Source organism: Peribacillus sp. NPDC060253 (assembly GCF_042727425.1).
Lineage (GTDB): Bacteria > Bacillota > Bacilli > Bacillales > DSM-1321 > Peribacillus.
In genome coordinates, this window is record NZ_JBHXAS010000002.1 from 81,648 (window position 1) to 93,967 (window position 12,320).

Consider the following 12,320-nt stretch of genomic DNA (forward strand, 5'->3'; position numbering starts at 1 on the left):
CTTCCTCAAATCATTCGAGTGCTTACAACCCTCATTTAAAGGTAAAAAGCTCCTTTTAGCCAACCAATCAGCCAAAGGAGCCATACAAAGTTCCAGCTATTCTTTTTTAAACTGGGCATGGGCTTCTCCAACGATGTCATCAATCGTTTTCGAAAGCAATATTGCTCCATCTTCTTTTGACCCTTCCCAGTATAAGTGAAGCAAAAATTCAATATTTCCATCGCCGCCGGTGATCGGTGAGAAGGAGGCATCCAAAATATCGTAGCCTTCATTTTTTGCAAAGGAAATGATCTTATCCAACACTTGTTTATGGATTTTGGGATCGCGAACAATCCCCTTTTTACCCACTTGATCCTTCCCGGCTTCGAATTGCGGTTTAACTAGGGCAACGACGTCGCTTTTCGGAACAAGCAGGGTTTTTAGCACCGGTAAAATTAATGTGAGCGAGATGAACGAAACATCAATGCTTGCAAAGTTTGGCATCTCCCCATCCAGGTCAGCGGGTGTAACGTAGCGGAAATTGGTCCGTTCCATTACTTTTACCCGCTCATCCTGCCTAAGCTTCCAGGCAAGTTGATTATAGCCTACATCCAGTGCATAGGACATGGTGGCACCATTTTGCAAGGCGCAATCCGTGAATCCCCCTGTCGAGGATCCGATATCTAGGAGGATTTTCCCGTTCACCTGTAAGTCGAATTCTTTTAAGGCCTTCTCAAGTTTAAGTCCACCTCTTGAAACGTAAGGCATAACTTTACCTTTGATCGTAAATTCGAGATCGACCGGAACTTTTTCCCCCGGTTTTTCGTACCTCTCTTCATTCGCGTAGACAAGACCGGCCATAACCATACGCTTCGCTTTTTCACGTGTATCGGCCAATCCTTGTTCTACAAGTAATACATCTACTCTTTCTTTCATTACTTTCATATTGTCAGGCCCTTTTTTCTTTTTTGAGTGTTATCATTTTAATCTTTTTAATGGCGGTCTCAGTCGTTAAACCGATTTCTTCAAGAAGTTCATCGACACTGCCATGTTCAATGAAATAATCAGGGATGCCCATGCGATCGATAATAGCCCCATAGAACCCTTGATCATGAGCATATTCAAGTACAGAACTGCCAAAGCCACCTTGAAGAACCGCTTCTTCTATAGTCAAGATAGGCATTTTCTCACCAAGGAGACTGCTCAACATGTTCTCATCCAATGGCTTGATGAACCGGGCATTGATCACCTTAACGGAATAATCCTCTTTCTCTAGCTGTTTTGCCGCTTCAAGAGCCATTGGAATCGTTGTGCCGAAAGTTAAGATGGCAGCATCCGTTCCTTCTTTCAAAACTTCCCATGAACCGATTGGTATCTGCTGCAATTCGGTATCCATTACCACTCCCCAACCATTACCACGAGGGAAACGCATAGCAATCGGGCCATCATTATAGCTTAGGGCCGTATTGACCATATGCTGACCTTCGTTTTCATCCTTCGGCATCATCAAAACCATATTCGGAATATGGCGTAAGAAAGCAATATCAAAAACGCCTTGATGCGTTTCGCCATCGTTACCAACCAATCCGGCACGGTCAATCCCTATGAATACGTTTAAATTCTGACGACATATATCATGCACCACTTGGTCATACGCCCTTTGCAGGAAGGTTGAATAAATGGCAAGGAATGGTTTCATTTTTTGCGTTGCCAATCCGGCTGCAAAAGTGGCAGCATGCTGCTCGGCAATTCCTACATCATAGAAACGCTCCGGGAACTCTCGTGAAAAGCCAACCAATTTCGAACCTACGGGCATTGCAGGGGTAATCGCGACAATCCGCTCATCTTCACGTGCGAGTCTGCTGACCGTATCGCTTACAAGAGCGCTCCAAGCAGGACCTTTACTAGGGGATTTCACGAAATCGCCTGTCTCGATTTTGTATGGGCCTGTCCCATGCCAATTCCCGGTTGTATCCAACTCGGCCGGGGAATAGCCCTTTCCTTTTTTCGTGATGACATGCAGCAGAACGGGCCCCTTCGTTTTCTTGGCATATCTTAAATTCTCTAACAGTTCTTCATAATTATGACCATCGACTGGTCCAAGGTATGTGAAACCGAGTTCTTCGAAAAAGATCCCCGAGACCAATAAGTACTTCATGCTGTCCTTCAACCGTTCAGCAGTAGCCGCAAGTTTCCCTCCAACTGCAGGGATTTTTTTCAAAAGCAACTCCATCTCATCTTTTGCCCATTTATATTTACCCGCTGTCCTCAATCTTCCCAAAATCGTGTGCAGGGCACCTACGTTAGGGGCAATCGACATTTCATTATCATTCAGGATAACGATCATATCCTTTTTTTCATCCCCGATATGATTCAAAGCTTCAAGCGCCATTCCACCTGTAAGGGCTCCGTCCCCGATTACAGGTAAAATAAAACTTTTTTCACCTTTGATATCACGTGCAGCTGCCATTCCCATTGCAGCTGAAAGGGAAGTGGAACTGTGACCGGTTTCCCAAACATCATGAGGGCTTTCAATCATTTTAGGAAAGCCGCAAAGACCTTTATATTTCTTTAAGGTATCAAACTCTCCAGCTCTGCCAGTCAGGATTTTATGGACATATGATTGATGCCCGACATCCCATAAAATTTTATCATTCGGACTGTCGAATTCTTTGTGCAAGGCTATAGTCAATTCAACTACACCTAAATTGGGACCAATATGCCCACCGGTAACCGATAATTTTTCCACAAGGAATTTACGTATGTCGGCACTTAACTCGACTAGTTCTTCATTATTCATCTTCTTCAAAAAAGAAGGGTCTTTTATAGATAGAAGATCCAAACAGGACCACTCACTTTCTGTCATTCTCGGTTGTAAGCATAGACAAAGCCTCATGAAAGAGGGCTATGGAAGACTTGACCGAAAAATTGGTTTTAAGTTAAAAAATAGCCGCCAACACCCAGGTGATTTCGGCGGCTTAATATACCTATTTTATCACGTATCTCAATAAAAAAATTCATGTTGATTTTCACATATTTTTGCACAATGAGTATACCATAAAACCTCAATTGATAACAAATTTAGCCACAAATCAATGGTTACGGTTCGCTATTAAATCAGTTAGTTCATTCAACAAACCCGTTTGTAAGTTTGTTTTTCCTAACGCGGCATGAGCAAGTCCAACATGATGTTCCAACTTTTCCTTCGCCCCTTGAAGCGTAAGTAAAGAAGGATATGTGCTTTTGTGATTTCCTACATCACTGCCAACCGGCTTGCCGATCAACTCGACTGACCCTTCAATATCCAGAATATCATCCCGAATTTGAAAAGCAAGCCCCAGGTGGTATGCAAAGTCCCGTAAATGCAGATGCTGTTCTTCATTCGCTCCGGCTAATATAGCACCGGAAAGGATGCTTGCAGTCATTAACTTCCCTGTTTTATGTTCATGGATATATTCCAATTCCTGAAGGGTCAACTGTTTATTTTCACCTTCCATATCGGCAACTTGACCTCCAACCATCCCTTCGGCTCCGGCAGACTTAGCAATTTCACTTACAAGGTCCAGTTTCATTTCAGCCGTTACCTCGGGATCAATCATATCCGTCACCAATTGAAAGCTATATGTAAGGAGAGCATCACCTGCCAGTACCGCTATCGCCTCTCCGAACACTTTATGGTTCGTCGGTTTTCCGCGGCGGAGATCATCATCATCCATCGCCGGAAGATCATCATGAATCAAAGAATATGTATGGATCATTTCAATGGCAGCCGCTGCAGGAATCCCCATCCTCAAGTTTTTCCCAAAGGCCTCCAGAACCGCAAAGACCAATAACGGGCGAATCCGTTTACCGCCTGCCTCCAATGAATAGTTCATGGCTTCTTTGACCACTGCCGGCGCATTAAGTTTATTGACATATTCCACGATTTCCCGTTCTATAATCGCCTTATATTCTTTAGAAAACATTTCAAAAGACGCAGTACCCATGTTATTCTTCCTCCTGTACAACGAAGTTTTCAAGTTCCCCGTCTTCGCGTAAGATTTGAGTCAACTGATCTTCAACCGCCTTAAGCTTGGAGTGGCAAAGCCTTGATAAATCCATTCCTTGTTTATAAATGGAAATGGCTTCTTCCAAGGGCACATCGCCTTCTTCCAACTGTTCTACGATTTTCTCAAGATTCTCCATTGCTTCTTCAAATGTAGCTTCCTGTTTTTTTGTCATGGTTCAATTCGCTCCTTTATTTCTTTAATTTCACATTCAAGCGTTCCATCTTTTATGGAAACGGCTATTTTATCCCCTTTTGATACTTGCTGTGTACTTTTCACTAACGTCTCATCCTCAGCAAAAACCAATCCATAGCCCCGTTCCATGATTTTTAATGGGCTGAGAGCTGACAAAGTGGCAGTAAGATGAACGAACTGCTGAGATTTCTGCCGATAGATGGCTTCCATGCCCCTCCTCAAACCTTTTTCCTGCTGCTGCAATTCATCTTTTGAATTTTTCACCGCTTGTTCAGGATGCTGCTTTTTCAGAATATCGTTCAGCTGCTTAAGCTCATCTCTCTTTTTCACGAAATATCGCGTGCTTGTTTTCCCTAACCTGTCCATCGTCTTATCTAGTTGCTCAAGCTTCTGTTCATACATTTTATGTGGATAGCGGAAAGCATACGATCTTTCCATCCTTGTCAATCGGGTCCGTTCAAAATTCACTCCTTCACGAATGGAGCGGGTCAAGCGATTCTTACGGTTCATCAGACGTTCGAGTATTTCATTCAGGTGAGGAACCGCTAGCTCTGCTGCCCCAGTTGGTGTCGGAGCACGCATATCAGCGACGAAATCAGCAATTGTAAAATCGGTTTCGTGTCCGACAGCAGAAATTATCGGTATATCAGAATCATAGATCGATTCAGCCACTATCTCCTCATTAAAGGCCCATAGCTCCTCGATCGACCCACCGCCCCTTCCGACAATGAGTACATCGCTCTCCGCCCTTGCGTTAGCCTTTGATATTGCCTTAGCAATCGATTTAGCGGCATTATTCCCTTGTACAAGAGCTGGGTACACGATGATTTTGGCAATTGGGTATCTCCGCTTAATGGTTGTCAAGATATCCCTTAGTGCAGCTCCGGTCGGAGATGTAATGACGCCTACAGTCTTGGGGTACTGTGGAATCGTTTTCTTATGTTCGGACAAAAACAAACCGGCCGCCTCTAGCTTTTTCTTCAACTGTTCATAAGCAAGATACAAATCCCCCACACCATCCGGGGCCATGCTTTTCACATAAAGCTGATACTGTCCGCCCGCTTCGTATAATGAAATATCACCCTTTACAAGGACTTTCATTCCATTTTCGGGTTGAAATTTCATCCCTTTGTTATTAGCGGCAAACATAACGGAGAGGAGGCGGGCCTTCTCGTCCTTTAGCGTAAAATACATATGTCCGCTTGTATGTTGTTTAAAATTAGATATTTCGCCTTTTATGTATACATTTTGCAAATGGGGGTCGGCATCAAACTTCCTTTTAATGTACTTCGTCAAAGCCGACACGCTCAAATATTGTTGGTTGCTCATATATTGTCTCCTTCCGACGGAAATCGGATATAAAGAAAGCTCACCTATAGGTTACACTTAAAACTTGATTAAATCTATGCATGGAAAAAAGCGGTCTCCCGTTATTATAAAACAAGAGGTCCGCTTCTTTAAAATAATTTAACGTTTTTTCAGCTTTTTAGTGCTGGCTAATCCTGTTCAATGTTTTTTGAGCAGATTTGACCGTATTTTTCATAAGCATTGTAATTGTCATGGGACCAACACCTTTTGGAACTGGTGTAATGTATGAAGCCTTATTTTTCACATCATCAAACGCCACATCACCGCAAAGCTTTCCTTCATCATTCCTGTTCATTCCAACATCAATGACAACGGCACCTTCTTTAATATGGTCACTCGTGATCGTGTCCCTCTTTCCGACAGCTGCCACAACGACATCTGCTTGCTTGGTATAATAAGCAAGGTCCCTTGTCTTTGAATGGCAATATGTTACGGTTGCGTTCGCATTCAAAAACAATTGTCCGGCTGGTTTTCCGACGATATTACTCCTGCCTACGATGACCACATGCTTACCTTCAAGGTCATAATCGATATGCTCTAGCATCACCATTACCCCGTAAGGCGTACAAGGTAAAAAAGCATCCTGGCCCGTCATCATCCGCCCGATGTTAATCGGATGGAATCCATCAACATCCTTTTCAGGGGAAATCGCTTCAATGATCGCTTTTTCCTGAATATGTCCAGGCAATGGCAACTGCACCAATATACCATGAATGCTGTCATCCTGGTTTAATTCATCAATGTTCTGAATTAATTCCTCCTGAGAGAGTTCCGCAGGCTTTTTAATTAATATAGAATGCATGCCCAAATCCTCACAAGCTTTTTGCTTATTGCGCACATAAGTTTGTGATGCTTGGTTATCGCCCACCAGAATTACAGCCAAACCCGGAACGATGTTTTTTTCACGTAATTGTTGAACTTCCTTACTGATTTCCTGTCTAACTGCCTCTGCAATTTCTTTACCATTAATGATTTGAGCTGACATGTGTATATTCCTCCCAAGTTGATTTTTGCTAAAGAAATTGCTGAGAGAATCCAAGTTCAAGGCTGCAGCTTCAGCTGCCGATTTTCACCTTTATTTTGGATAAAACGGCATTTACAAAGCTGCTCGATTGATCATCACCGAATTTCTTAGCAATTTCAATAGCTTCATTCATTGCAACACTTACAGGAACATCTTCACTGTGAACCATTTCATAAACCGCGATCCGCAGCAAATTCCGATCAATGTTCGCCAGTCTTTCCAGCGTCCAGTTCTCTAAATTGTCCCTGATCATTCCATCAAGTTGTTCACGATTTTCCGTTATCCCCATTACTAAATTCTTGAAATATTCATCAGTAGGAGCACCATCCAGTACGCTTTCCATTGCTTCTTCTGCATTCGACTTGGCAATATCTATTTGATATAGTGCTTGAAGGGATTTTTCACGGGCTACTCTTCTTTTCATAATCTTACTCCTTTAACATCTACTATTATATATGAAAATGCTAGAACAAACGAACATTAAATAACATTTTTTCGAAAATATTAAGATTTTCGCTGAATTCTTTCATAATCAAGCTCAATCTCATTAAAACAATGGCCAAAAACCTCAAACATCTGGATTTTTGCAGACAACAATCCCCAGGATGCTCCTCTTAGTTAAACGGCCAATAAAAAAAGTGTCAAAAAGCTCATGCCTAGCTTTCATGCTCATATTTCACCTTTTACACTCTAACAGAAATCACCCTTGAATTAAAGGGAAACTTCCAGACACCGCCTTATTATGTTCATTTAAATTTAATATTATAAGCAGGTTCCAAAAGCGGTGTATCAGCGAGTATACATTAAAAAAACAAAAACCCGGCTTTTTGCCGGGTTTTTGCAGGTGTGAATCGAATGATGCCACTTACACTTCTTGTTCGTAATCCGCTTCTTGTTTCGCGTTTTCAAACGCTATGCCCACTACATGAATATTCACTTCACCCGCGTCGATAGCGGTCATATTCAACAAAGCTTCGCGAATGTTGTCTTGCACTTCCTGAGCGACTTTCGGAATTGAGACACCAAATTTCATGACACAATAAAGTTCCACTTTGATGGATTCTCCCGTTAAGTCCACTTTCACGCCTTTACCGTGGTTCTTTTTACCAAGCTTTTCAACTACACCTGTAGCGAAATTCCCGCGCATATGTGCAACACCTTCAACTTCCGATGCAGCTATACCCGCAATTACTTCTATCACCTCAGGCGCAATCTCCACTTTGCCCAGTCCACTATTATAATCATTCATTTCGAGTAATTGGCCTTCCATTTCACTCATTCAAAAGCACCTCCTGTCTTCCTTTACATTATGAGTTCATTACATCATATATTTCAAGGAATTTGGTATTAAATTCTCCGGAAACAAATTGTTCATGCTGAAGTAACTTAATATGGAAAGGAATTGTCGTATGGACACCTTCTATGACAAACTCACCTAAAGCGCGTTTCATCTTCTCAATCGCTTCTTCTCTCGTCGGTGCATGGACGATCAATTTAGCAATCATGGAATCGTAATACGGCGGTATCGAGTACCCAGGGTATGCAGCAGAATCTACGCGTACTCCGTAGCCTCCTGGCGGTAAATACATGTGAATTTTACCTGCCGATGGCATAAAATTCTTTTCTGGATTTTCCGCATTGATCCGGCATTCGATAGACCAGCCATTAAAAGTGACATCTGCTTGTGAAAGTGATAGTTTTTCTCCTGAAGCAACTTTGATCTGTTCTTTAATCAAATCCACGCCCGTTACCATTTCTGTAACTGGGTGTTCAACCTGGATACGTGTATTCATTTCCATGAAGTAGTATTTTCTATTCACATAATCATAAATAAATTCAACTGTACCGGCACCTGAATAGTTAACGGCAAGGGCAGCCGTTACTGCAGCCTGTCCCATTTCCGCACGCATTTCACCATCAAGTGCAGGAGATGGAGTTTCTTCAACAAGTTTTTGCAAACGTCGTTGAACCGTACAATCACGCTCTCCTAAATGGATCGCGTTACCATGATTATCAGCCATGACTTGAATTTCAACGTGACGGAAGTCCTCGATGAACTTTTCAATATACACACCTGGATTACCAAATGCAGTCGCGGCTTCCTGTTGCGTGATGCTTATGCCTTTAATGAGATCTTCTTCGGTCCTTGCGACGCGGATACCTTTACCGCCACCGCCGGCAGTTGCTTTGATGATGACTGGATAGCCCATTTCATTAGCAAGGGCTACACCCTCATCCGTATCTTTGATTATGCCTTTAGAACCTGGAACGATCGGTACATCAGCTTTGCGCATGGTTTCCCTTGCTACGTCCTTTGTTCCCATTTTATTGATGGCTTCTGGGCTTGGACCGATGAAAATGATATTACATTCTCGGCATAGCTCAGCAAAATCGGCATTTTCAGCAAGGAATCCATATCCAGGATGAATCGCATCCGATCCCGTTTTCTTGGCTGTACTGATGATGTTCGTTGTATTTAAATAACTGTCTTTTGATAATTTAGGACCGATGCAATATGCTTCGTCCGCAATTTGAACATGTAATGCTTCTTTATCTGCTTCCGAATAGACCGCAACAGTCTCGATTCCTAATTCCTTGCATGCCCGGATGATTCGGACAGCAATTTCCCCACGATTGGCAATTAATACCTTTTTAATCATTTAGAAACAGCTCCTCATTCCGGCTTTACTAAAAATAATGGTTGACCATATTCCACAAGTTGACCTTCTTTTACAAGGACTTCAACGATTTCACCGCTTACTTCAGCCTCGATTTCATTGAAAAGTTTCATAGCTTCCACGATGCAGACGATTGAATCTCCCGTTACTTTATCACCTGTTTTTACGTACGCAGGTGAATCCGGTGCTGGAGATTGGTAGAATGTCCCTACCATTGGAGAAGTGATTTTATGTAAATTTTCCTGTTCAGTGACGGCTGCAGCCGGTTTAGCAGGTTCAACAGCTTTCGGCACTACAGAGGCAGGGGCCGCTGCGGGCTTGACTTCTACTGCTGCATTGGCTTGAACAACTTCTGGAGCAGCTGCTTGGTGTAATACTGTACCCGTTTCTGTTTTTTTCAATTTAATTTTCGTTCCTTCATTTTCAAAAACGAATTCACTGATATTGGATTGATCGACTAGCTTAATAATTTCACGAATTTCTTGCACTTTCATTTTGTTGCACCCCTTGTCTAATTTAATATGAGTTTTTGAGGCAATGATATTTTATGTAATCCTTTACCCGTAGCTTATCCATAACTTGTCCAATTCTGCACAATCGAGCCGCTTTTTCCATACGATTGCAAATAAACTGAATGCATACCTCATCTGTATTATAACAGATATTTCACTTTATCAAAATATTGTTTCCTTTAAAGAATTGAAAAGTTTATGACCAGCTTCTAACATCATACAATATTAGCTTATGCAAATTCAATGATAGATTAGTTGGAACTTGATATCCATACTTCTATCTTACACCTTTATTATAATATTGTGAATTTTTTTCATCTTGTACCCCATAGCACTTCGCCTTGAAATTTACCAATTCCGATTGGAAAAACAGTAAAAACCCCTACTATTATTACTTTTTTGAAATATTAAGGAGAAGTGTAATCACCATTTCTATTTGAGTTCACCATATCATTTGGCATAAAAAAACTTTTCCTCTAAAGTTTCCCGCCTTTATGATATTAGAAAAAATACAAATAAAAAAGACCCCTTTTTTTTATAAAGAGGGACCTTCAAGTTTTTTTCAGCTCTGATCTGTTGTGTATCAGCTCTTTTTTACTATAGGTGAGTTTACTTTTCAGGTTGGAAATCGACCACTACATTTTGTGCATCGCTCACTTCTTTTCTTACGAGGCGGATAATGTTGTTGGCCTCTGTTTTAGTTTGTTTATCAGCCTTGACACTTACCTTTACATCCGTTCCATCCACTCGAACCAGTGCTGCATTATAATCCATGGCCACAATTAAGTTTTCGATGATATTTTCTTTTACTTTCGTTTCACTTAATTGTTCGATTTTCGCATAAGCCTCGTCTCTTTCTTCAGCGGAAAGGTCTGTGTTGCCCATCTTTGCTGTCAATTCTTCATTCAGCTTTGCCCGTTCATCTTCAATCTGCATCCTTAACGATTCGAACTCATCCCCTGATGCAATGGTTACAGAAGAACCTTCTGCATTTTTGGACGTTTCTTTTCCACTTTTATTTTCACTTTTTGTGTCCGCTTTGCTTTCGGTTTTACTTTCTGTTTTATTCTCTGCCTGTTCCTTCTGTTCGGTCGCCGTCATATCGGCGGCATTTTCTTCAGGAGCGGTTAAATAATAGACTGAAAGTACAACGACCAAACTTAGCATAGTCAATAACCAAACGGTTTGTTTTTTTAATAACATGTAGATTTTCCCCCTTATTTTTTAGGCATGACAGAAACCCTATGACTTGGTACATCTAGTGATCGTGTGACAGCTTCGACGATCCACTTCTTTATTTGAATGTTTTCGGCTCCTTTAGCGACTACCAGGACTCCTCGCACACTAGGTTTTTTTGTTTCCGAAATGATCGGCCCTTCTTTTTCACCGCTTTTGACCAAAACAAGCTGTTCATCGACCGATGTATCTTCTACCGTCCTTTTGCCTCCTTCCTGGTCAGTTTCTGAGGTGACTTGTTTTTGGGTGACTTTATTTCTTTCATATACTTTTTTCTCGGATGCATCCACGTAGATTACGACTTTTACGTCCTTGACACCCGCGATGGATTCAAGCGCTTCCTTCATTTCATTCTGAAGATATATCTCATAATCTTTTGTCGTCTTGAATTCAGATTGATTCTTCTGGCCGAATGTTTCTACATCATTGCCCTCATCTTCCTGTTTATTATTGAAAACCGTCTTTGCTTCAGGTGTTTGTCCCGTCTGGTTGGTGGTTAACAAATTCCCGACCATCATAATTCCCGCTCCCAAAAGGACTACTATTAAAGCATAAACATACAGGGAAGGTTTTTTTTCCTTAGGCTCTTTTTGGTCAGGGTCTTTATTTAATAGTTTTTGCAGCCAGGATAATGGACCTTTGTCTTTGTTCAATACTCAGTCACTTCCTTTCCCCGGCGATTTCAATGATTTCTTCATCGACAGACCAACTTTTTGCGAGAAACCTTTTGACAGCATCGAAATTGGCTACATTGGTAGAGGACGGTGTCTTTGAATTAATTTCAACCTTCGCTACGGCCTCTATCTCCGAGTCTTCTTTTACTTCTGCCTTTTCCAATGAAATCGTAATGTTTTGCAAATCATCAACGCTTGGTTCTTCCTCATTCTTGACTCCAACATCAATAGAACTAATCTTCATGTTATAATCCACCATCAGCTCCTCTTCTACTTCTGCCTGTAAGTCAACAGCCATTTGTTTTAAAATATATGCACCCTGGGTAGCTTGTATTTCTTTTTTCTTCATTTCTGTCAAATTTCCTAAATCTTTTTTTTTCTGACTTTCAAATTCACTTGTAGCCACAGACAGAATTTCGTCGAAATCCTTATTGAATAATCCCAATATAGGAGTGATGATGATCGCAATCAGTAAAAGCCCGATCACCAATTTGGCATATTTCTGTAAAGCTGAATTGGGAAGAAGCATATCGATAACAGTAGCCAGCAAAACAAATACGATAATATTGGATACCCAGCCAGCTAAAAAACTCACCTAGCCCTCCTCC

13 protein-coding genes are annotated in these 12,320 nt (G+C 41.5%); all 13 read right to left on the reverse strand.

Going from position 1 to position 12,320, the window contains the following annotated elements; all coding sequences use genetic code 11:
- Positions 1–96: 96 nt before the first annotated feature.
- Entirely contained in the window at positions 97–924 is an 828-nt protein-coding gene (locus ACFWE9_RS01130) for a TlyA family RNA methyltransferase (RefSeq protein ID WP_230156805.1), read from the reverse strand.
- Positions 925–928: 4 nt separating this feature from the next.
- Positions 929–2,821, reverse strand: coding sequence for a 1-deoxy-D-xylulose-5-phosphate synthase (dxs, locus tag ACFWE9_RS01135; protein WP_230156804.1), 1,893 nt, complete (start codon positions 2,819–2,821; stop codon positions 929–931).
- Positions 2,822–3,071: 250 nt separating this feature from the next.
- The gene (locus ACFWE9_RS01140; RefSeq protein ID WP_230156802.1) at positions 3,072–3,965 is read right to left on the reverse strand and encodes a polyprenyl synthetase family protein; all 894 of its coding nucleotides are present in this window, start codon (positions 3,963–3,965) and stop codon (positions 3,072–3,074) included.
- Between the two features lies 1 nt (position 3,966).
- Entirely contained in the window at positions 3,967–4,200 is a 234-nt protein-coding gene (locus ACFWE9_RS01145) for an exodeoxyribonuclease VII small subunit (RefSeq protein WP_230156800.1), read from the reverse strand.
- Positions 4,197–5,549, reverse strand: a complete 1,353-nt coding sequence (gene xseA, locus ACFWE9_RS01150; protein WP_230156799.1) for an exodeoxyribonuclease VII large subunit — start codon at positions 5,547–5,549, stop codon at positions 4,197–4,199. Before xseA ends, ACFWE9_RS01145 begins: the two co-directional genes overlap by 4 nt.
- Before the next feature lie 157 nt (positions 5,550–5,706).
- Positions 5,707–6,573 carry a bifunctional methylenetetrahydrofolate dehydrogenase/methenyltetrahydrofolate cyclohydrolase FolD gene (gene folD / locus ACFWE9_RS01155; protein ID WP_230156798.1) on the reverse strand — a complete coding sequence of 289 codons (867 nt, stop codon included), beginning with the start codon at positions 6,571–6,573 and terminating at the stop codon, positions 5,707–5,709.
- A 70-nt stretch (positions 6,574–6,643) separates the two neighbouring features.
- Complete coding sequence (gene nusB / locus ACFWE9_RS01160) at positions 6,644–7,036, reverse strand: transcription antitermination factor NusB (RefSeq protein ID WP_230156797.1); 393 nt, start codon at positions 7,034–7,036, stop codon at positions 6,644–6,646.
- A gap of 441 nt (positions 7,037–7,477) precedes the next feature.
- On the reverse strand, positions 7,478–7,882 hold the full coding sequence (locus tag ACFWE9_RS01165) for an Asp23/Gls24 family envelope stress response protein (RefSeq protein WP_222620245.1): 405 nt from the start codon (positions 7,880–7,882) through the stop codon (positions 7,478–7,480).
- A 37-nt stretch (positions 7,883–7,919) separates the two neighbouring features.
- On the reverse strand, positions 7,920–9,272 hold the full coding sequence (gene accC / locus ACFWE9_RS01170; RefSeq protein ID WP_230156796.1) for an acetyl-CoA carboxylase biotin carboxylase subunit: 1,353 nt from the start codon (positions 9,270–9,272) through the stop codon (positions 7,920–7,922).
- Between the two features lie 14 nt (positions 9,273–9,286).
- On the reverse strand, positions 9,287–9,784 hold the full coding sequence (gene accB, locus ACFWE9_RS01175; protein WP_230156795.1) for an acetyl-CoA carboxylase biotin carboxyl carrier protein: 498 nt from the start codon (positions 9,782–9,784) through the stop codon (positions 9,287–9,289).
- Positions 9,785–10,411: 627 nt separating this feature from the next.
- Positions 10,412–11,005: a SpoIIIAH-like family protein gene (locus tag ACFWE9_RS01180; protein WP_230156794.1), complete on the reverse strand. Its 594-nt coding sequence runs from the start codon at positions 11,003–11,005 to the stop codon at positions 10,412–10,414.
- 14 nt (positions 11,006–11,019) lie between these two features.
- Positions 11,020–11,691, reverse strand: coding sequence for a stage III sporulation protein AG (gene spoIIIAG, locus ACFWE9_RS01185; protein ID WP_230156792.1), 672 nt, complete (start codon positions 11,689–11,691; stop codon positions 11,020–11,022).
- A gap of 7 nt (positions 11,692–11,698) precedes the next feature.
- The gene (spoIIIAF, locus tag ACFWE9_RS01190) at positions 11,699–12,307 is read right to left on the reverse strand and encodes a stage III sporulation protein AF (protein WP_230156791.1); all 609 of its coding nucleotides are present in this window, start codon (positions 12,305–12,307) and stop codon (positions 11,699–11,701) included.
- Positions 12,308–12,320: the final 13 nt, after the last annotated feature.

Bases quoted from the DNA above. Each gene is read 5' to 3' on its own strand.
- ACFWE9_RS01145 (WP_230156800.1), bottom strand. From the start codon at position 4,200: ATGACAAAAAAACAGGAAGCTACATTTGAAGAAGCAATGGAGAATCTT.
- ACFWE9_RS01130 (WP_230156805.1), bottom strand. From the start codon at position 924: ATGAAAGTAATGAAAGAAAGAGTAGATGTATTACTTGTAGAACAAGGA.
- ACFWE9_RS01180 (WP_230156794.1), bottom strand. From the start codon at position 11,005: ATGTTATTAAAAAAACAAACCGTTTGGTTATTGACTATGCTAAGTTTG.
- nusB (WP_230156797.1), bottom strand. From the start codon at position 7,036: ATGAAAAGAAGAGTAGCCCGTGAAAAATCCCTTCAAGCACTATATCAA.
- folD (WP_230156798.1), bottom strand. From the start codon at position 6,573: ATGTCAGCTCAAATCATTAATGGTAAAGAAATTGCAGAGGCAGTTAGA.
- ACFWE9_RS01140 (WP_230156802.1), bottom strand. From the start codon at position 3,965: ATGGGTACTGCGTCTTTTGAAATGTTTTCTAAAGAATATAAGGCGATT.
- ACFWE9_RS01165 (WP_222620245.1), bottom strand. From the start codon at position 7,882: ATGGAAGGCCAATTACTCGAAATGAATGATTATAATAGTGGACTGGGC.
- accC (WP_230156796.1), bottom strand. From the start codon at position 9,272: ATGATTAAAAAGGTATTAATTGCCAATCGTGGGGAAATTGCTGTCCGA.
- accB (WP_230156795.1), bottom strand. From the start codon at position 9,784: ATGAAAGTGCAAGAAATTCGTGAAATTATTAAGCTAGTCGATCAATCC.
- xseA (WP_230156799.1), bottom strand. From the start codon at position 5,549: ATGAGCAACCAACAATATTTGAGCGTGTCGGCTTTGACGAAGTACATT.